Origin of the sequence: Dyella kyungheensis (genome assembly GCF_016905005.1) — a bacterium.
Lineage (GTDB): Bacteria > Pseudomonadota > Gammaproteobacteria > Xanthomonadales > Rhodanobacteraceae > Dyella > Dyella kyungheensis.
In genome coordinates, this window is sequence record NZ_JADIKC010000005.1 from 339,980 (window position 1) to 360,219 (window position 20,240).

Genomic DNA, 20,240 nt, shown 5'->3' on the forward strand with positions numbered 1-20,240 from the left:
AGATTAGCAGGGCTGTCGTGCTGCGCGCGCCAAATCGGTGCCGGCTACTTTGGCCGCCGTACGCAGGGCACCCGTGGCCTTGTGCATGCGCGCAGCCAGGCCGGGCAGGTGTGCAAGCAAGCCGGGATGCCGCAACACGCTGAGGATCAGGCGACCCGCGCGCGGCCGGCCCCAGGCATCGATGCTGGTTTGCAGTTCGACCGGTACGTTGTCCGTGCGCTCGTCGACGATGGCGCGCAGCACGATGAACGGTATGCGGTATTCGCCCGCCACCGCGGCAATCGCTGCGCTCTCCATATCGACGGCCAGGGCCTGATGGCGTTCGCGCATCGCGCCTTTTTCAGCGACGCTGAGTAACGGCGCGAGCAGGCTCAGCAAAGTGCCTTCATGGACGATTGGAAGACTCGTTGTACCCAGGCTTCGGATAAGCGCGGCGCGCCACGAGGCATCGGGCTGGTAATCATGGCTGCGCTCGTCGAGTACGCAGGACGGGCAGAACAAAGTGCCGCTGCGCAGGCCGGGCGCCAGGCCGCCAGCCACGCCGAAGGACACCAATGCCGTTGCGCCTGCATCGATCAGTGCAAGCGCGCCGTCTCGCGCTGCTTGCTGGCCCATGCCGGAAAGCCAGAGCACGCCGCCTTGTTCGAGCGGCAACGCCGTGCGCACGCGCAGCGACCGGCGCGTCAGCGCCCGCGCTTCCGAGGCAAGCGCGGTGACGAAGCCCACGCTGCCCGGCGTCACCTCGTCGGCGACGAGTTCGCAAGCAGCTGGCGATAGCGGCTGAGTGCCCATAGCGGAAAATATGCCGTGTAGCCGTGATATTTCAGGAAGAACACACGCGGGAATCCCGGTGCGTTGAAGCTGGGGTGATACCAGAGATCCGCTTCGGTTTCGCCCGCGGCCTGCTGATGATCGAGCAGCCAGCGCACGCCGCGATGCGCCGCTTCGGACGAGTGCTCGCCCGCGGCACACAGGCCGAGCACGGCCCATGCCGTGCTGTGCGGGGTGCTCACGCCGTCGTTGGTGCCGCGCAAGGCAGGGTCGAAATAGGTGTCGTTGGTTTCGCCCCAGCCACCGTCGGCATGCTGTCGGGAGAACAGCCAGTCGACGGAGGCGCGTATCCACGGCTGGCGCATGTCCTGGCCGGCCAGTGCGAGTCCTCCGAGCACCGACCAGGTGCCGTAGATGTAGTTGGTACCCCAGCGACCCCAGTACGAACCATCCGGCAATCGCGCGCTGCGCAGATAGGCGATGCAGCGTTCGATCGCGGGCTGGTCCTGCGGACGCCCGAGCAGGCCGAGAAACGCCAGCACGCGGCCCGACACGTCTTCCGTCGGCGGATCGAGCATCGCGCCATGATCGGCGAAGGGAATCTCGTTGATGTGATAGTGCGTGTTGTTGCGATCGAACGAGGCGAATCCGCCGTTGTCCGACTGCATGCCGACCAGCCAGTCCGCAGCGCGTTCGATGCGCTCGCGATGGACGCCCTCACGCGGCGTGCCACGCACGGCCACGTGCAGCAGTGCGGCCACGACGGCGGTGTCGTCCAGATCCGGGTAATACGCATTGGCGTACTGGAACGCCCAGCCGCCGGGCGGCAGCCCCGGCGCCTGCACCGACCAGTCGCCCTTGCATTGCAGTTCCTGCAGCGGCGCGAGCCATTCCAGCGCCCGCGTCACCACGGCTTGCGTGTCCTCATCGGCCGAGGTGCGCAACAGCGCCATGGCGGCCCAGCCGGTGTCCCACACCGGCGACACGCAGGGCTGGCAATAAGCCGTGCCGTCGTCGCGGTGCACGATCAGCTTCTGCAGCGAGCGCAGGCAGGTGGCGCGGACCGGGTGATCCTTGGCGTAGCCGAGCAGGTCCATCGCCTCCAGCGCGTTCACCATCGGCGGAAAGATCGCGCCCAGACCGTCCTCGCCGTTTAGCCGCGGCAGAAACCATTGCTCGGCTTTGCGGATGGCCTTGCGGCGCAGCGACGAGGGCATCAGCGGATCGCAGGCGCGACCCAGCTTGTCGAGCAGCAGGAACAGCTTGCTGACGAAGGTGGTGGTGGCGAAGTACTGCCGTTCCTGCTCCGGCGGCGTCACGAACAATTCGGCGATGCCGACCTGGCGAGGATTCTTTGCCTTTGCCTTCATCGTGCAGAGGATGAACAGCGGCACCATCGTGCTGCGTGCCCAGTACGACACCTTCTCGAGGTGGAACGGCATCCAGCGCGGAAACAGCATGATCTCGACGGGCACGTACGGCGCGGCGCGCCACGGCACCTGGCCGAACATCGCCAGCAGGATGCGGGTGAACACATTGCTCTTCGCCGCGCCGCCCTTGGCCAGGATGGCATCGCGGGCACGGCGCATATGCGGCGCGTCGGGTGCATCGCCGGCCGCCTTCAGCGCGTAGTAGGCCTTCACGGTGCAGGACAGGTCGAGCGCACCGTCGTGGTACAGCGGCCAGCCGCCATGCGTGTCCAGGCGTTGCTTGAGGCGGATGTAGCGGGCCAGCTTTTCCTGCAGTACCTCGTCGATCTCGTCGATGAAGTGCATCATCAGTATGTATTCGGACGAGATCGTGCAGTCTGTTTCAAATTCGAAACACCAGTGGCCATCCGTTCGCTGGCGCGCGATCAGTGCCTGGCGCGCGCGGTCGATGGCCCGGTCGATGCGACTGGCATCGTGGAGCGGTTGACGCATGAAGGGCGGGGCGGAGTCGACGACGGTAGCAGAGGAATCCGTCATAGCGATCGCGCGTTTTTCAACGGCGATGCCCTCCGCCATGGCCACGCAGGGGTGGGCTGCGCGACATCCCATTCCGGCGCCAGCGGCGTGAGCGGCAACTTGCGCGCCGCCGCGCCGAACAGGAAACGCACGGCAGGATCGTACTTGTCGGTGAGGCGGGTCAGGCCGATGGTCTGTGCCACGGCCGCACGCGACACCTTCACCTGGGTGCCCGAGGAGAAGTCGAGCCGGTCCTGCAGATTGCGCAGCGTGAGCACGGCCAGGCCGATGCTCCACAGGCAGAAGCGACGGAAACCCGCGTGCCTGGCAGGGACGATCAAGGTGTATTCCACCGCACGGCAGAGGTGCGAATGGGCGATGCCGATCAGTTCGATCATCGCGTCCGCATAGTGCGCATCCTGCTGGCCGGCGCTGAGGTCCCGCAGCTCCACGCCGTAGCGTGCGAAGATATCGTGCGGCAACCAGCACACGCCGTGGCTGCGATCCTCCCACTGGTCCTTGAGGATGTTGGTCATCTGCAGGCCCTGGCCAAACGAAATGGCCAGGCGCATCAGCGTACGCGTCTGCGGCGTGAGTTCGGGTTCGAAATCGACCAGCAGCTTGGTGAGCATTTCGCCGACCACGCCGGCGACGTGATAGCAGTAGCGATCCAGGTCGCGCAGCGTGTCCAGGCCTTGCAGGCCGACCACGCGCTGGAAATCGTGCATGCCCTCGGACATCACGCGCAGGCATTGCACGATGGCTTCGTGCTGGGTGGGGTTGAAGGTGCCGGTGATCTCCAGCACCAATGGCAAGCGCGACAGCAGCTCGCGTTCGCTTTCCGAGGTGGCCTCCGAGAGGCGCGGCGCGACCTGGGCGGCGAACTCGCGCGCATCGATGCGTCCGGTCACGGCGTCGACGAAAGCGTTCTCGTAACGGCCTTTTTCGTCCGCGCTGAAGGCGGGTTCATCCTCGATGGTGTCCGCGATGCGGCAGAGCAGATAGGCATTGGCGACGACGTCGCGCAGCGCCGGTGGCAGCTGCGGAATCGTCAGGGCGAACGTGCGTGACACTTTCGGAAGAATCGCTTCCTGGTAAGCGCTGGCGTTGCTGGGGGCGATCGCAGCCGCTTGCTTTGCGTCGAACATGGGCGTGCCTCGGCGTTCTTATGTATTCACATACAGAGAGAAACCAGCGACACAGGCATGGTATCACCCCGCACATGGGAGACCCGGCCATATCACCAAAGCGAATGTCATCGATTCGTAGAGACGCTACCGGTCCGCCGCGAAAGCCGCCGCAACGCACGCCTGTCACAGGCACTGGTACGGTCCGTGGCGAAACGGCTACGGTGGCGTCACGCGCCGCTTTGCGCGTCGTGTATACATAATGAAACTCAACTCTTCCCGCGAGTTCAGGAACGACAGCCTTATGTGTCCAGGATGCATGCTGGCGATAGGTGGGCACAGCTTGGCAGGGCCGCCGTGAGGTCGCTGGTCACCGGCGCAACGGGGTTCGTGGGATCGGCCGTGGTGCGGCGGTTGCTGCGCGAGGATCACCACGTGCGCGCACTGGTTCGTGCGGGTGCCGACCGGCGCAACCTGCAAGGCCTGGAAGTGGAGGTGGTCGAAGGCGACCTCACCGACGCCGCCTCGCTGGCAAGGATTTGCGACGGTTGCGATGCGCTGTTCCACCTGGCCGCCGATTACCGCCTGTGGGCACCGCGGCCGCAGGAGCTGTATCAGACCAATGTCGAAGGCACGCGTGCCTTGCTCGACGCCGCGCAGCGCGCCGGGGTGCCACGGGTGGTCTATACCAGCAGCGTGGCGACGCTGGGCATTCCGAAAGATGGCACGCCGGGCACGGAAACCACACCGGTGTCGCTGGGCGACATGGTCGGCCACTACAAGCGCTCGAAGTTTCTTGCCGAACAGGTGGCAGCCGGTTTTGCGGCGCAGGGCGTGCCGGTGGTGATCGTCAATCCCTCGACGCCGATCGGACCGCGCGACATCAAGCCCACGCCGACCGGGCGGTTGGTGCGCGATGCGATGGCGGGCCGCATGCCGGCCTATGTCGACACGGGTCTCAACGTGGTGCACGTGGACGATGTGGCGGACGGGCACTGGCTGGCGTTCAAGCATGGCGTGGTGGGCGAGCGTTACATCCTCGGCGGCGCCGACCTGAGCCTGCGCGAGTTGTTGTTCGAGATTGCCGACATCGTGGGCCGCCCGCCGCCGCGCTGGCGCCTGCCGCACGGCGCGGTGATGCCGGTGGCCTACGTGGCCGAGGCATGGGCACGGCTGAGCGGCCGGCCGCCGATCGCCACGGTGGAAGAGGTGCGCATGTCGCGCAAGCGGATGTTCTTCAGCAGCGCCAAGGCGGAGCGGGAACTTGGTTACGCGGCGGGGCCGGTGCGGCTTGCGCTGGAAGATGCGGTCGCCTGGTTCAGTCTGCACCGCTGAGTTGTCGGCAACCTTGTGCGCGACCGCAGAGTGTCGGTGCTATCACTTCGTCGGCTTGTCGCGCACAAGTGCGCTCCCACAGGAGATCTTTCTAGCGCATGAAACGCCGTGCCAGCCGCGCCATGCGCGGCACGAAGGTCGGCCGCAGCAGGCGCTCGTCGTAGCCGCCCATGCGGAAACTGTCCTGCGCCAGGCACAGCTCCAGCAGCTCGCCGATCTTCAGGTCCAGGCCGATTTGCTGGTGGCCGGTGATGGTGAAGTTCGCGTCCTGCATCTCGCCGTTGTTGTCCAGGCCCTTGGCGATGCCGATGCGTTCCCAGATCAGGAACAGCCATACCCGCAGCACCTTCAGCTCGAACGCGGGACGCCGCCACCACGGCAATTGCTTGCGATGCCACGCCACCCAGTTGGCGAAAAACAGGATGTGGCGCGCCTCTTCCTGCATCACCGGCTCGAACGTTTCCACCAGTTCGGCGGGAAAATAACCCGTGCGCTTGGCCGACTCGAACAGGCCGAAGGCGAAGAAGCTGTCGATGCACTCGCTGTAACCGGTGACCAGCCAGCCCCATTCGGGATCCTTCGGCACCTCGTATTCGGGCTCGGGCGCCAGTGCGATGCCGTAGGCTTCGACCATCTTGCTGAGCACCACCTTGTGGCGCGCTTCCTCGTCGCCGTCCATGGTCAGCGCTTCGCGCAGCAGGGGATCGACGATGGTATTCGTGTAAGTGGCCACGCGCAGCTTGGCCTTGCCCTCGGTCTGCACGGCGATGTCCCAGATCGGCAGCGAGGTGATGCGATGCAAAGTGTCGGCATCGAGCGCCGGCCATTCGATCACGGCCGGTTTGTACGGGTTGTGCGTGTCCAGGATCATGCGGCAGAACAGCCGCTTGTGCGCATCGGAACCGATCCTGATGCGCCCCGGCTCGTTGCCGGCCCAGTGGCGCATGCTGTGGTCGGCGTCGGCTACGGCGTCATGGGACACAGGTTCACCTCGTTGCGTTACGACAACTTCCGGTCCGGTGCATCGGACAACGCGGGCTTGCGGCGCGACAGCCAGCGACGGTGCAGGCGATGCGCTTCCGCCCACTGCCACGACAACAACGCCGGCACGCCAAAGCCTACCTCACGGGCGCGTTTCACCAGCGACAGGGCGATGGCCGCATCCGCCGGCAGGCCAATGATATTGCCGAACAGCACCAGGCCGCCTTCCTGTACGCCCAGGCCGGCGGGCACGAAGAAAATGATGTGGCGCACGGCCTGCGTGGTGGCCTCGATGGCGATCGCATCCCACACGGAAATGGGGTAGCCCAGCAGTTGCAGGGCCAGCCAGCTTTCGAAGCTGCCGACCACGAAGCCGGCCACCTGCCAGGCGCAGGCCACGCCCAGCCGGGCGGGCATGCCGTACAGCTTGCGCACTTCGTCGTCGAGGCGGGCACCATCGAGCAATTCGGTAAAGCGCGACGGGCCGCCCAGCAGTTTTTCCGCAAAGGTTTCCAGGCGCGAGAACAGCTGGCCGTGACGCAGGATCCAGATCAGCCCGATCGGCAGCGGCAGTGTCGCGACCACCGCGCCGATCACCGAGTTCAACGTGCCGATGTGGCCGGCCATGCCGATCAACAGCAACAGGCCCAAAGCCACGAAGATGTACTGGCTCACCAGCGTGAGCAGCACTTCGATGATCACGCTTGCCGCCACCGGCGCACCTTCCAGGCCGCGCCACTTGACCAGCCGGATGCCGACGATTTCGCCGCCGACGTTGGCCACCGGCAGCAGGCGGTTGCACGCCTCGCGCACGGTGGCGACCCAGAACAGGAACGGCATGCGCACGCGGCGTTGTGGATCACTGGGGGCCAGCAGCGCATGCCATCCGAACACGTCCAGCAACAGCGGCAGCGCGTGGAACGGCAACAGCCACAACAAGGCCCAGCCGGCATGGTCGAAGGCGCCGCGGATGGCCGACCAGTTCTGCTGTGTCACCAGGATGATCGCGGCGACCAGGCCGAGCAAGCCGGCGAGATAAACAAAATATTTCATGCGGCTGCCGGATCGCCAAAGCCATCGCAAAGCTGGCAGTGCTCGGCCACGGCGCGGCGGACGCGAGGCGACAGCAGTGCGGCCAGTTCATCGGCATGGCGGTAATGCGCCATCGTGGGCGTCAGCGCGTTATGCGTAGCCGGGTGCAGGTAGATCTCGCTAAGTCCTTGCGGCAGATGCTCGACCACGTCGAGCAACGCCTGTTCGTCCATGCCGCCGCTGTGCCGGATGCCGAACACGCGGTCGTTCGAACGCATCCCCGCGCGTCGCAGACGATGGCGCATCAGCGCGAGCCAGGGCTTCAGCCAGGGGCCGGAGCCGGGTTCGGCGGGCCAGCGCACCGCTTGCAGGCCGTAATCGCGCCCAATCGATAGGATCAAGGAAAGCACCGTCGGATGAAGATGGAAATGTTTATGGGCGTTGACGTGGTCGAGCGGCAGACGGGTGGCGGCGAACGCTTCGAACTGTGCCCGGATCTCCGCGGCCAGCTGCGTGCGCACATGCGGCAGGAAGAAGAATCGAAACCCGTCGCGCAGCATATCGTCGCCGAAGCGGCCGCGCGCGTCGACCAGGGCGGGTATCTGTGACGGAGCCAGCGCGGATTGCCCGTCGGCGAGCACCAGGTGCAGTCCCACCGCCAGGCCCCGCATGCGCTTGGCGCGTGCCACCGCATCGGCGACGGCCGGCGCCGTCACCATCAGGCTGGCCGCACGCAGCACCCCCTCGCGAAAACCGCGTTCCACGGCGTGGTTCACTGCCGGATGCAGGCCGAAATCGTCGGCCGTCACGATCAAGCGCGGGCGCGTGGCTGCTGCGGGCGATGCCATCATCGGTGACGCGGGGGCTGCGGCGTCATGCCTCGTGCGCGCGCAGGAAGCGGAAGAACTCCACCCCTTCGCGCAATCGTCGCCGGGTCATTTCCCAGCTGCCGGCCATTTCCTTGACGATCTCCCAGATCTTCGACGGGCGGAAATAGAAGCTGCGGTAGAACGTCTCCACGCCGTGGAAGATCTCTTCCTTGGACAGATGCGGGTAACTGATCATCGCCAGTTGCACGCCCTTGTCGTTGACCGTGTTGGCGGCCGTGTTGTGTTCCAGCCAGCCGTTCTCGATCGCCTGCTTGTACAGCGTGGTGCCCGGGTACGGCGCGGCCAGCGAGACCTGGATGGTGTGCGGATTGATTTCCTTGGCGTAGGCGATGGTGCGTGCGATGGTTTCCTTTGTCTCGCCCGGCAGGCCGAGGATGAAGGTGCCATGCACCGTGATGCCCAGCTTGCGGCAGTTCTCGGTGAAGGTGCGCGCGATGTCGGTGCGCAAGCCCTTCTTGATGTTGTGCAGGATCTGGTCGTCGCCCGATTCGTAGCCCACCAGCAGCAGGCGCAGGCCGTTCTCCTTCATGATCTTGAGCGACTCGTACGGCACGTTCGCCTTGGCGTTGCAGCTCCAGGTCCAGCCCATGGCATGCAGGCCGCGTGCAATCTCGTGCACGCGTTCCATGTTGGAGCTGTCGGTGAAGGTGTCGTCGTCGAACATCAGTTCGCGCACCTGCGGCATGTTCTCCTTGATCCACTTCGCTTCGGCCAGCACGTTGGCGGCGGAGCGCACGCGGTAACGATGGCCGCCCACCGTCTGCGGCCACAGGCAGAATGTGCATTTCGAGCGGCAGCCGCGGCCGGTGTAGATCGACACGTAGGGGTGCAGCAGGTAGCCGATGAAATAGCGGTCGATCTTCAGGTCGCGCTGGTAGATCGGCGCCACGAAGGGCAGGTCGTCCATCTGCTCGATGGTGGCGCGCGACGGGTTGTGCTGCACGCTGCCGTCGATCAGTTTGTAGCTGATCCCGGCGATGTCCTTGAAGGCGCGGCCTTCGGCCACTTCCTTGCAGGTGTAGTCGAATTCTTCGCGGGCGACGAAGTCGATCGCGGGCGATGCCAGCAGCGAGGCATCCGGTTCCACCGCCACCTTGGCGCCCACCATGCCGATCAGGATGTCCGCGCGGCGCTGCTTGATCAGCTCGGCGAATTTCGCATCGGTGGGAAAGGAAGGCGTGCTGGTGTGGATGATCACCAGCTCGTAGCCGGCGGCGATGTCGAGGGTTTCTTCCACCGACAGTTCCTCCACCGGCGCATCGAGCACGCGCGAACCGGGGACGAGCGCGGCCGGCTGCGCCAGCCAGGTGGGATACCAGAAACTCTTGATCTCTCGTTTGGCCTGGTAGCGCGAACCCGCGCCGCCATCGAAACCGTCAAACGAAGGGGCTTGCAGAAAAAGCGTCTTCATGGATGGTCAAGCTCCTGCAGCTGCGTCCGCAATGAGTGGTTCAACACATCGTGCTCAAGGATAGCGCGATGGCGCATGGTCGCGCGCATGCAGCGCCTGTCCGCGCCATTGCACGCGCCAATGGGTCAGCGCGCCGGCCCATTCCAGCAGCAACAGTGCGTCGCGCAAAGGAGTGAGCCAGAGGTCCTGCCCGCGCCGGGTTCTTGCGGTGCTGCGCCAGGCTGCCAGATATCGTCCTAGGCGGGCGACAACTCCCAGCGCAGCCACGAGCAGGCAGGCAATCGTGGGGCACAGCAGCAGCGCCAGCGCCAACAGCGGCCAGGTGAAGCACACGAAGCTGAATGCGAATCCTGCCGGGGAGATGGCGCGAATCGTGCGCATCCAGCGCAATTCGTGCGACCACAGGCTGGAGAGGCGGTTTTCGCTCACGTCGGTGCCCACCACGACATCGCTCAGTACAGTGCGCAAGCCGCGTTGGCGCGATCGTTCGCCCAGCCAGAAATCGTCGGCCAGGGTGTCCTTCAGCGCGTCGAAGCCGCCAATGGCATCCAGCGTGTCGCGACGCACGGCGATGGTGGAGCCGAAGGCGAAGCGGGTGGAGCCGAAGGCATGCGCCAGTCGCACGGAAGGCGCGAACCAGTCGTCGATGAACAGGCGGCCCAGCCTCGCCACCAAGCCGCCGTGCGCCACGCCGTGATAGAGACAGGTGACGATACCCACCTGCGGATCGCCCAGCGGCGCGGTGACGCGTGCCAGGTAATCCGGCGCCACGCTGATGTCGCTGTCGGCCAGCACCAGCCAGTCATGGCGTGCGTGCGCCAGCAGGTTGATCAGGTTGCTGATCTTGAAGTTGGCGCCGTGCACGACGGGATCGATCACCAGCGCCATGGAAAGTGCGGGAAACTCGCGCTGCAGGCGCTGCACGATGGCAATCGCCGGGTCGTCCGGATCGCGCACGCCGAACAGGATTTCGTAGTGCGCGTATCGCTGCGCACAGAACCCTTTCAGGTTTTCGTAAAGGCCGGGCTCGGCGCCATGCAGCGGCTTGAGCACGCTGACCGGGCGGCTTGCCTGATCGTTCACGGTCGCTCGCCGATGCTGCTTGCGGCGTTCGCTACGAAACCAGGCCCACAGGCTCAGCCAGGCATAGGCGGTCGCGCACGAGGCGAGCACCAGGCCAAGCCCTGACAGCAGCGATGGGATGGAGAAAGTGGGCATGAGGTCGATTAGGTCACGATCCACCATTCCTTCCAAAATGAATGCATGCACTTTGTGAAAGCCTACTTTTTGCGCTGGATCGTGTGTCTGTGCCTGATAGGTACGGCTGCGCTTGCGCAGACGCCCGCGGGCGACGGTTCGCCGGCCACCGCCATCGAGGGCGACTGGCTGGTGGAAAGCCGCGACGCCGTCATCCGCATCCAGCGCGAAGGCGATACCTTCGTGGGCGCGATCGTATGGCAGCTGCACGATAGGTACGGCGCGGAGGATGGCCCGGAACTCGACGGGAAGATCGTCACGGACCGCCACAATCCCGATCCCGCGCTGCGTTCGCGTCCGCTGACCGGCCTGCGCCTGTTGTGGGGACTGCATTACGACGCCGACGCGCACGCCTGGGTGGATGGCCGTGTGTACAACACCGACAACGGCAAGCAATACCACTGCGAAATTCATCTGCCATCGCCGGATCGGCTGGTTTTGCGCGGCTACATCGGCATCACGCTGCTGGGTGGAAGCACCAACTGGACACGCACGCACGAGCCGTTTCCTGTGTCTTCCGGCAGTGCCTCTTCGGCGCGCTGAACGCACAAGGGGCTACACCGCGTCGCTCAACCTTGCTAGCCTGAGTGCGTTCGTTTGACGGTCGCACGAGCGTCGCGCCATATGTGACGAAGATGTGATGACAAGGCGTGTAACGCCGCCGTCCGCCGGAAGTAGAGAGGTTCGAACCTTGGCTAGTCGCGAGTGGGATGACAACGAAGCAGCCTGGACGAAGAGCGTGGTGTCGTTCCAGGATGAACCGCTGGTGCTGGTCGATGAACACGACCGCGAAACCGGCTTTCTCGACAAGGCCTCCGCGCATCACGGGCAAGGCATCCTGCACCGGGCATTCTCCTTGTTCGTGTTCAACACCGATGGCGAGCTGCTGCTGCAGCAGCGCGCCGAGGGCAAGCGCCTGTGGCCGGGTTACTGGTCCAACACCTGCTGCAGCCATCCGCGGCGCGGCGAGACGATGGAGACGGCCATTCATCGCCGTCTGGCCGAAGAGCTCGGCATGCAGTGCGAATTCCAGTTCCAGTTCAAGTTCCAGTATCAGGCGCAGTTCGACGACGAAGGCGCCGAACATGAACTTTGCTGGGTGTATGCCGGTCGTACGGAGGCGGCGCCGGTCGCCAATGTGCTTGAGATCGCCGCGCTGCGTTACGTCGCGCCGGACGACCTCGATCGCGAAATCGCCGCGCATCCCGAACGTTTCACGCCCTGGTTCAAGATCGAATGGGACCGATTGCGACGCGAACATGCGCATGTATTTGCGCCGCCGGCCAGCCTGGCGTCCTGAACACCACGATGTCGCCGCGTGGCTATACTCGGTGGCGACGATGAAAACGACTGGAACCCTGGCGCCTGTCTCGTGAAGCGCGCCGCAGCAAGATCCATCGGTCAGCGATGAGGAGATTCCGTTGGGCATTCCTCTTATTCAACAAACCAAGATCGCGCGCTACATCATCGGCAAGAAAGTCAGCGGGCAGAAGCGCTACCCGCTGGCGATGATGTTGGAGCCGTTGTTCCAGTGCAATCTCGCCTGTGCCGGTTGCGGCAAGATCGATCATCCGAAAGAGATCCTGCAGAAACGCATGAGCGTGGAAGATGCGCTGCGGGCGGTGGACGAGTGCGGCGCGCCGGTGGTGTCGATTCCCGGTGGCGAGCCGCTGATCCACAAGGAGATGCCGCAGATCGTGCAGGGCCTGATCGCGCGCGAGAAGTTCATCTACCTGTGCACCAACGCGCTGCTGCTGACCAAGCATATCGACGAGTACACGCCTTCGCCGTACTTCACCTGGTCGGTCCATCTGGACGGCCTGCAGGAGCGGCACGATCAATCGGTGTGCATGGAAGGCGTGTTCGACAAGGCCGTGGCAGCGATCAAGCTGGCGTTGTCGCGCGGTTTCCGCGTCACCATCAACTGCACGCTGTTCAACAACGAGCAGCCCGCAGAGATCGCAGAGTTTTTCGATTTCGCCATGTCGCTGGGCATCGAGGGCATCACGGTGTCGCCGGGCTACAGCTACCAGCATGCGCCGCGCCAGGATGTGTTCCTCGGCCGCACCGAAAGCAAGCAGCTGTTCCGCGATGTGTTCCGCATCGGCCGCGAGCGCAAGAGCAAGTGGGTATTCAACCAGTCGTCGATGTTCCTGGATTTCATCGCGGGCAACCAGAGTTACCAGTGCACGCCGTGGTCCAATCCCACCTACAACATCTTCGGCTGGCAGCGGCCGTGCTATCTGCTGGTCGACGAGGGCTACGCCAGTTCGTACAAGGAGCTGATGGAAGAGACGGCGTGGGACAAATACGGCGTCGGCATCAATCCCAAGTGCGACAACTGCATGGCGCACTGCGGCTTCGAAGGCACCGCGGTGGACGACACCTTCGCCCATCCGCTGAAGGCGGCGCGGGTGGCCACCTTCGGTCCGCGCATCGATGGCGCGATGGCGCCGGATCTGCCGGTGCTGTACGGCGACCGCGCCGACGCCACGGCCATCCATATTCCCATCAGCGCGATCCAGCGCAGGAGTCCGGGAGCGGACGCGGGCCACTGACCGATGTGGCTGCTCGTTTGCGCCATCGCCCCCGCCGTGATGTGGCTGGGGTTGCTGCTGGTGCCCTGGCGGCCGTGGAGCACGCGCGAGCATCTCGAAGCCGATCCGTTGATCGGGGTTCCCTTCGACGACATCACCGTGTTGATTCCCGCGCGCAACGAGGCGGATGTGATCGGCACGACGCTGCGTGCCTTGCAGCAGCAGGGGGCCGGGCTTCAGGTGATCGTGATCGACGATCAATCGAACGACAGCACGGCCAATGTGGCCAGTTCCTATCCGAACGTGCGGGTGATTGCCGGTGCGCCCTTGCCGGAGGGATGGGCGGGCAAGTTGTGGGCGCTGGAGCAGGGCAGGCGACACGTGCGTACGCCACTGACCTTGTTGCTGGATGCGGATATCGAACTGCGCCCCGGCATGCTGTCGAGGTTGTTGCAGCACAAGCAGCGCGAGCAGCGTCAATTCGTGTCGATCATGGCGGACCTGCGCCGTACCAGTTTCTGGGATCGCCTGTTGCTGCCCGCGTTCGTCTACTACTTCAAGCTGCTTTATCCGTTTGCGGTTTCGAACTCGCGCTCGAAGCTGGTGGCGGCGGGCGCGGGTGGTTGCATCCTGGTGGACACGGATATGCTCGAACGCATCGGCGCTTTCGCCAGCCTGCGCGATGCGTTGATCGATGACTGCGCACTGGCCCGCCAGGTGAAACGCGCCGGTGGCCGCAGCTGGATTGGCTTGAGTCGCGACGTGGTGAGCCTGCGGCCCTACGGCAGCTTCGACGCCATCCATCGCATGGTGGCGCGCTCGGCCTTCACCCAGCTGGGTTATTCGAGCGCCGTGCTGCTGCTGGTGACGGCGTTGTTCCTGCTCGCCTATGGCGCCCCGCTGGTATTGCTGGGCGTGCCGCAGGTGTGGCCATGGGCATGGCTGGCGTTGATCGCCATGATGCTGGGCTATCTGCCCATGCTCAGGTACTACCGCATGTCCGGCTGGTGGGCGCTGCTGCTGCCGCTGGGCGCAGCCCTGTACCTGGGCATGACCTGGAGTTCGGCGCTGCGTTACTGGCGCGGCGAGCGCTCCCAATGGAAGGGGCGGGTGTACCGGGTGGGTGGCTGAATCGCCTTTTGATTCAATCGTTTGAGTTTTCCTCCTGCCGGGGCCCTGAATCTCGCTCGGTGAGAATGCCAACGTGCTATCTTGATTGTCGGCCCACTAATCAAGTCGCCTCATGCCTCCTTCCGACCACGGTGGACGCCGCCCGGGAGCCGGTCGTCCCGCCGGTGAACCCAGTCAGCGTATTCGCGTCCCTGACAGCCAGGTGCCGGGCGTATTGGCTTATCTGGAGGCCTATCGCAGCCCGGCCACGCTGGAGGCGCCGCGTCCCGTGTCGCTGGAGCCGTCGACGGTCGCCTTGACGGCCTTTCTCAGCCGCGTGCCGGCGGGCGTGCCCTCGGTGGCGGACGACGACGTGGACGAAGTGGTCGACCTCAACGAGCATCTCGTGCTGCGTGGGCATGAGCCGAGCACCTTCATCATCCGCGTGTCGGGTTGGTCGATGATCGGCGCCGGCATCTTCGACGGCGACGAAGTGCTGGTGGATCGCGCGCTCACTTCGCGCCAGGGCGACATCGTGGTGGCGGTGGTCAACAACGAACTGACCATCAAGCGGCTGGGCAAGGTGGATGGCCATATCGCGCTGCTGCCGGAGAACGCGCACTTCAAGCCCATCGTGTTCCGCGAGGGCGAGACGCTCAGCGTGTGGGGCGTGGTCACGCGCTGCCTGCGCACGTTGCGCTGAATCGGAGCCATGCGCCCATGGGCCAGCTCGTTGCACTCGATTCGCTCTTGCACAGCCGCCAGGTCTGGCAGGGGCGTGCCGCGCCGCAACCGTCGGGCAGCCAGCCGACCGGCTGGCCCACGCTGGATTCGGCACTGCCCAGCGGCGGCTGGCCCGAGCATGCAATGACCGAAATCCTGCTGCCCGCCGATGGCGTGGGCGAGCTGCAGTTGCTGTTGCCCACGCTGGCGCGGCTCACCCGCGAAGGACGTCCGGTGATGGTGATCTCGCCGCCGTACGTGCCGTATGTGGCGGGCTGGGAAGCGCGCGGCGTGGTGATGTCGCAAGTGGATATCGTGCGCGCGGACGAACGCGACGTGCTCTGGGCCGCCGAACAATGCCTGCGCTCGGCCAGTTGCGCGGCCGTGCTGGCGTGGCCCGCGCATGCCGACGATCGTGCCTTGCGCCGATTGCAGGTGGCCGCCGATACCGGCAAGGCGCTGGCATTCGTGTTCCGCGATCGCCGCCATGCCGTGCAGGCGTCGCCGGCAGCCTTGCGGCTGGAGCTGGAAAGCACTCCCACGTGGCAGGTGCGCGTGCGCAAATGCCGTGGCGGCAATCCGCCGGTGAGCGCGGTACCACTCGTTTCCGGCTGGTCGTAAAGCATCATGCTCTGGGCCTGCATTCTGCTGCCGCAACTGGCGCTGGACGGTGTCCTCCGGCGACGGCCGCCATCGGACGAGCCGCTGGTGCTGGTGAGTGGCCCCGCGCAGGCGCGCATCGTGCATGCGGCCAATGCGTCGGCGCGTGCAACAGGCATTTATCGCGGGCAGAAGTTGGTCGCTGCGCAGGCCTTGCTGCAGCAGTTCGCGATGGTCGAGCACGACGCGGAAGACGAGGCGCGCTGGCATCGCCTGCTGGCCGCATGGGCGTATCGCTACAGCGCCGAGGTCGGCTTGTATGCACATGCCGTGGTGCTGGAGGTCAGCCGCAGTCTCAACCTGTTCGGGCCGTGGCCGCGCTTTGAATCGCTGTTGCGCGACGACCTGAGGGAACTCGGTTTCCGCCACCGTATCGCGCTTGCGCCGACGCCGCACGCGGCCTATGTGCTGGCCGGCATGCACGATGGTCTTGCGGTGATGTCGCCGGAGCTGCTGCGCGAAGCGCTGTCGCCCGTGCCGATTGCGCGGGCACGCCTGCCGCTGGATGCGGCGCAGGGTCTGCCATCGATGGGCATACGCACGCTGGGACAGGCGTTCAAATTGCCGCGCGCCGGCCTGCAGCGCCGTTTCGGCGGAGAGCTGGTGGCGCAACTCGATCGCCTCACCGGCGACGAACCCACGCCGATCGACAGTTACCGTCCGCCCGATGCGTTCGAGCAGCGTATGGAGTGGACGCATGAGATCGAACACGTCGAAGCGCTGGTGTTTCCGTTGCGCCGTCTTACTAGCGACCTGGCGGCGTATCTCGCCGGTCGCGATGGCGGCGTGCAGCGTTTCGAGCTGGAGCTGGAACACAGCAGCGGTGCGCCGACGCGCGTGACGGTGGGCATGTTGACCGCGGCTCGCGATGCCAGCCTGTTGTTCGACTGCGCGCGCGGACGGTTCGAACGTCTTGAGTTGCCGCAACCGGTGCTGGCCATGCGCCTGGTGGCAAGCGAGCTGCCGCCGTTCGTGCCGGCGGGCCGCGATCTGTTCGATACGCGCCCGGTGAATGCCGTGCCGCTGGAGCAATTGCGCGAACGCTTGCGCGCGCGCCTGGGCGAGCAGGCGATCCAGCAGCTGCATCGCACGGTCGATCCGCGCCCGGAAAAGGCGCAATCGGATGCATCGCATGTGAAAGCGGCAACCCTGCCCGAAACCCTGCCGCGCCCCACCTGGCTGCTGGACACGCCGCGCCCCCTGCGCGGACCGCTGCCCGAGGTGCTCGCCGGTCCCGAGCGCATCGAAACCGGCTGGTGGGATGGCGGCGATATCCGGCGCGACTACTACGTGGTGCGCACCTCGCAAGGGCAGTGCGCGTGGGTGTTCTGCGCGCCGGGCGAGCAGGGTAACTGGATGTTGCATGGGTGGTTCGCATGAGCGATTACGCCGAGCTGCATTGCCTGTCGAACTTCTCGTTCCAGCGTGGCGCGTCGAGTGCGCGCGAATTGTTCGAGCGGGCGAAGGAATGCGGCTATCGCGCGCTGGCGGTCACCGACGAATGTTCGCTGGCCGGTATCGTGCGTGCCTACGAGGCTTCGCGCGACACAGGCTTGAAGTTGATCGTGGGCGCGGAATTCCAGCTCGAGCACGGCCCGAAGTTGGTGCTGCTGTGCGAGAACCTGCTCGGTTACACCTCGCTGTGTGCGCTCATTACCCGTGGCCGCCGCGTGGCGGAGAAGGGCACGTATCGCGTGACGCGCGAGGATTTCGCCGATGGCCTGCCCGGCACGCTGGCGCTGTGGCTGCCGCAGGCCGAGTTGAATCCTGCGCATGGCACATGGTTGAAAACCCTGTTTGCCGAACGCCTGTGGCTGGCGGTGGAGTTGCATCGCGGCCCTGACGATGCCCGCCGTTTTGCCGACCTGCAGGCGTTGGCTGCGGCGCTGGAGCTGCCGATGGTCGCTGCCGGCGATGTGCATATGCACGTGCGCCGCCGTCGCGCCCTGCAGGACGTGATGACGGCGATCCGCTACCACCGCACCGTGGCCGACGCGGGCGACCTGTTGTTTCCCAATGGCGAGCGGCACCTGCGCACGCGCGAGGCGCTGTCGGCGATCTATCCCGATCCATTGATGGAAGAAAGCGTGCGCATCGCCGAGCGCTGCCATTTCGTGATGACGGATCTGAAATACCGCTATCCCGCCGAGCTGGTACCCGAAGGTCATACGCCCACCACATGGCTGCGGCAGTTGACGGAAGAGGGCGTGCGCTGGCGCTGGCCGCAAGGTGAGCCGCGCAAGGTGAGGGAGCAGATCGAATACGAGCTGGCACTGGTCGAGCAGCTGAAGTACGAGTCGTACTTCCTCACCGTGCAGGAGATCGTGGCCTTCGCGCGAAGCAAGCAGATCCTTTGCCAGGGGCGCGGCTCGGCGGCGAATTCGGCCGTCTGCTACGCACTGGGCGTGACGGCGGTGGATCCGGCCACCACCACGCTGCTGGTCGAGCGTTTCATCTCGGCCGAGCGCGACGAGCCGCCGGACATCGACATCGACTTCGAGCACGAGCGGCGCGAAGAAGTGATCCAGCACATCTACCAGAAATACGGCCGTGAGCGCGCCGCGCTGGCCGCGACGGTGATCTGTTATCGCGGCCGCAGCGCCGTGCGCGATGTGGCGCGTGTGCTGGGGCTGCCGTCGGACCAGATCGACCTGCTGTCGCGCACCTTCTCCTGGAATGACGGCGACGACCCGCTGGATGGCCGTCTGCGGGAGCGCGGCTTCGATCCGGACAGTCCGCTGCTGAAACGCGTGATCGCGCTGACCTACGAGCTGATGGATTTCCCGCGCCATCTTTCCCAGCACGTGGGCGGCTTCGTCATTTCCGATCAGCCGCTGTCGCATCTGGTGCCGGTGGAAAACGCCTCGATGCCCGATCGCACCATCATCCAGTGGGACAAGGACGATCTGGACACCATGCGGCTGCTCAAGGTCGATTGCCTGGCGCTGGGCATGCTCACCTGCATCCGCAAATGCCTCAAGCTGTTGGAGACGCATCATGGCCGCGTGGAAACGCTGGCCTCGATGCCGAAGGAGGATGAGCAAACCTACGAGTTGATCCGCGCAGCCGACACCATCGGCGTGTTCCAGATCGAATCGCGCGCGCAGATGGCCATGCTGCCGCGGCATCGGCCGGAGAATTTCTACGACCTGGTGATCCAGGTGGCGATCGTGCGGCCCGGGCCCATCCAGGGCGACATGGTGCATCCGTATCTGCGCCGCAAGCGTGGCGAGGAGCCGGTCACCTATCCGTCCGAAGCGCTCAAGGATGTGTTCGAGCGCACGCTCGGCGTGCCGCTGTTCCAGGAACAGGTGATGAAGCTGGCGATCGTGGCGGCCGAATACTCGCCGGGCGAGGCCGATCAATTGCGCCGTTCCATGGCCGCATGGCGGCGCAATGGCGACATGGAGATCCATCGCCAGAAGCTGATGGCCGGCATGTTGAAGAACGGTTTCACGCAGGAGTTCGCCGCGCGCCTGTTCGAGCAGATCAAGGGCTTCGGCTCCTACGGTTTTCCCGAAAGCCATGCGGCCAGTTTCGCCTTGCTGGTGTATGCGAGCTGCTGGCTCAAGCGCCATTACCGCGCGGCGTTCATGTGCGCGCTGCTCAACGCCCAGCCGATGGGTTTCTACGGGCCCAGCCAGCTGGTGCAGGACACGCAACGCCATGGCATCAAGGCGCGGCCGGTGGACGTGCGCTACAGCGATTGGGACAACACGCTCGAAGCGGACCCTTCATCAAACGGCGGCTATGCACTGAGGCTGGGCTTCCGGCAGGTGCGCGGTTGCCGCGAGGAGGTGATGCTGCAACTGATGGCGGCGCGTGCGCAGCGACCTTTCGATGACGTGGCCGACCTGTGCGCGCGCGCCGGACTCAACAAGCATCAGCAGGAAGCCCTGGCCGAAGCCGATGCCTTGCGTGGACTGGCCGGACACCGCCATCGCGCACGCTGGGCCATGGCCGGTATCGAGGCGCAGTTGCCGCTGTTCGGCAACACCAGCCCGGTGGAAGAGGAGGTGGTCTTGCCGCCGCCTTCGCAAGGCGAAAACACGCTGGCCGATTACGCCCGCACGGGACTCAGCCTGGGGCCGCATCCCGTGCAACAGATTCGTGCGCGCCTGCGTGCCGCGAGCTGCCTGGATTCGAGAAGCCTGCAGCATCGCCCGCATGCCAGCCGGGTGCGCGCTGCCGGATTGGTCACGCAGCGCCAGCGGCCGCAAACCGCCAGCGGCGTCACCTTCATCACCCTCGAAGACGAGTTCGGACCGATCAACGTGGTGGTGTGGAGCCATGTGGCCGAGCGCCAGCGGCGCATCTTCCTCGAATCGCGCCTGCTGGGCGTGGACGGCCGCTGGGAACACGCCGATGGCGTGAGCCATCTCATCGCGCATCGGCTGATCGACATGAGCGAGCTGCTGGGGTCGCTCGACAGCCGTTCGCGCGATTTCCACTGAGGGGTG

At 65.3% G+C, this 20,240-nt stretch carries 17 protein-coding genes; 9 read left to right on the plus strand and 8 right to left on the minus strand.

All coding sequences use genetic code 11. The features are described from left to right. Positions 1 to 3: 3 nt before the first annotated feature. The 3 genes from ISP20_RS12905 to ISP20_RS12915 are packed head-to-tail and all read right to left on the minus strand — an operon-like array spanning position 4 to position 3,865. Entirely contained in the window at positions 4 to 792 is a 789-nt protein-coding gene (locus tag ISP20_RS12905; RefSeq protein WP_204636494.1) for a phosphorylase family protein, read from the minus strand. Continuing rightward, entirely contained in the window at positions 738 to 2,693 is a 1,956-nt protein-coding gene (shc, locus tag ISP20_RS12910; protein ID WP_239535772.1) for a squalene--hopene cyclase, read from the minus strand. Before shc ends, ISP20_RS12905 begins: the two co-directional genes overlap by 55 nt. A 41-nt stretch (positions 2,694 to 2,734) precedes the next feature. Continuing rightward, entirely contained in the window at positions 2,735 to 3,865 is a 1,131-nt protein-coding gene (locus ISP20_RS12915; protein ID WP_204636496.1) for a phytoene/squalene synthase family protein, read from the minus strand. Positions 3,866 to 4,201: 336 nt separating this feature from the next. Between ISP20_RS12915 and hpnA the strand changes: the two genes are divergently transcribed. After that, the gene (gene hpnA / locus ISP20_RS12920) at positions 4,202 to 5,179 is read left to right on the plus strand and encodes a hopanoid-associated sugar epimerase (protein ID WP_338030999.1); all 978 of its coding nucleotides are present in this window, start codon (positions 4,202 to 4,204) and stop codon (positions 5,177 to 5,179) included. A gap of 91 nt (positions 5,180 to 5,270) precedes the next feature. Here hpnA and ISP20_RS12925 read toward each other — a convergent pair whose 3' ends face one another. The 5 genes from ISP20_RS12925 to hpnI are packed head-to-tail and all read right to left on the minus strand — an operon-like array spanning position 5,271 to position 10,711. Beyond that, positions 5,271 to 6,161 carry a ferritin-like domain-containing protein gene (locus ISP20_RS12925; RefSeq protein WP_204636497.1) on the minus strand — a complete coding sequence of 297 codons (891 nt, stop codon included), beginning with the start codon at positions 6,159 to 6,161 and terminating at the stop codon, positions 5,271 to 5,273. Between the two features lie 17 nt (positions 6,162 to 6,178). Beyond that, on the minus strand, positions 6,179 to 7,213 hold the full coding sequence (locus tag ISP20_RS12930) for a lysylphosphatidylglycerol synthase domain-containing protein (protein WP_204636498.1): 1,035 nt from the start codon (positions 7,211 to 7,213) through the stop codon (positions 6,179 to 6,181). Then, positions 7,210 to 8,043, minus strand: a complete 834-nt coding sequence (gene hpnK, locus ISP20_RS12935; protein WP_204636499.1) for a hopanoid biosynthesis-associated protein HpnK — start codon at positions 8,041 to 8,043, stop codon at positions 7,210 to 7,212. Before hpnK ends, ISP20_RS12930 begins: the two co-directional genes overlap by 4 nt. A 22-nt stretch (positions 8,044 to 8,065) precedes the next feature. Further along, positions 8,066 to 9,493, minus strand: a complete 1,428-nt coding sequence (hpnJ, locus tag ISP20_RS12940) for a hopanoid biosynthesis associated radical SAM protein HpnJ (RefSeq protein WP_204636500.1) — start codon at positions 9,491 to 9,493, stop codon at positions 8,066 to 8,068. 54 nt (positions 9,494 to 9,547) lie between these two features. Continuing rightward, the gene (gene hpnI, locus ISP20_RS12945; RefSeq protein WP_239535774.1) at positions 9,548 to 10,711 is read right to left on the minus strand and encodes a bacteriohopanetetrol glucosamine biosynthesis glycosyltransferase HpnI; all 1,164 of its coding nucleotides are present in this window, start codon (positions 10,709 to 10,711) and stop codon (positions 9,548 to 9,550) included. A gap of 54 nt (positions 10,712 to 10,765) precedes the next feature. Here hpnI and ISP20_RS12950 point away from each other — a divergent pair, with 54 nt between their 5' ends. From ISP20_RS12950 to ISP20_RS12985, 8 genes are all read left to right on the plus strand, one after another. Continuing rightward, complete coding sequence (locus ISP20_RS12950) at positions 10,766 to 11,293, plus strand: DUF2147 domain-containing protein (RefSeq protein WP_204636502.1); 528 nt, start codon at positions 10,766 to 10,768, stop codon at positions 11,291 to 11,293. Positions 11,294 to 11,441: 148 nt separating this feature from the next. Continuing rightward, positions 11,442 to 12,050, plus strand: coding sequence for an isopentenyl-diphosphate Delta-isomerase (gene idi, locus ISP20_RS12955; RefSeq protein WP_239535778.1), 609 nt, complete (start codon positions 11,442 to 11,444; stop codon positions 12,048 to 12,050). 121 nt (positions 12,051 to 12,171) lie between these two features. After that, a complete protein-coding gene (gene hpnH, locus ISP20_RS12960; RefSeq protein WP_204636503.1) occupies positions 12,172 to 13,308 on the plus strand; it encodes an adenosyl-hopene transferase HpnH in 1,137 nt (378 codons plus the stop codon). A 3-nt stretch (positions 13,309 to 13,311) separates the two neighbouring features. Beyond that, positions 13,312 to 14,418, plus strand: coding sequence for a glycosyltransferase (locus ISP20_RS12965; protein WP_204636504.1), 1,107 nt, complete (start codon positions 13,312 to 13,314; stop codon positions 14,416 to 14,418). A gap of 112 nt (positions 14,419 to 14,530) precedes the next feature. After that, the gene (locus ISP20_RS12970) at positions 14,531 to 15,100 is read left to right on the plus strand and encodes a LexA family protein (protein WP_239535780.1); all 570 of its coding nucleotides are present in this window, start codon (positions 14,531 to 14,533) and stop codon (positions 15,098 to 15,100) included. A gap of 17 nt (positions 15,101 to 15,117) precedes the next feature. Beyond that, positions 15,118 to 15,741: a translesion DNA synthesis-associated protein ImuA gene (imuA, locus tag ISP20_RS12975; RefSeq protein WP_204636505.1), complete on the plus strand. Its 624-nt coding sequence runs from the start codon at positions 15,118 to 15,120 to the stop codon at positions 15,739 to 15,741. Between the two features lie 6 nt (positions 15,742 to 15,747). After that, positions 15,748 to 17,160: a Y-family DNA polymerase gene (locus ISP20_RS12980; RefSeq protein ID WP_204636506.1), complete on the plus strand. Its 1,413-nt coding sequence runs from the start codon at positions 15,748 to 15,750 to the stop codon at positions 17,158 to 17,160. Continuing rightward, positions 17,157 to 20,234: an error-prone DNA polymerase gene (locus ISP20_RS12985; protein ID WP_204636507.1), complete on the plus strand. Its 3,078-nt coding sequence runs from the start codon at positions 17,157 to 17,159 to the stop codon at positions 20,232 to 20,234. Before ISP20_RS12980 ends, ISP20_RS12985 begins: the two co-directional genes overlap by 4 nt. Positions 20,235 to 20,240 lie beyond the last annotated feature (6 nt).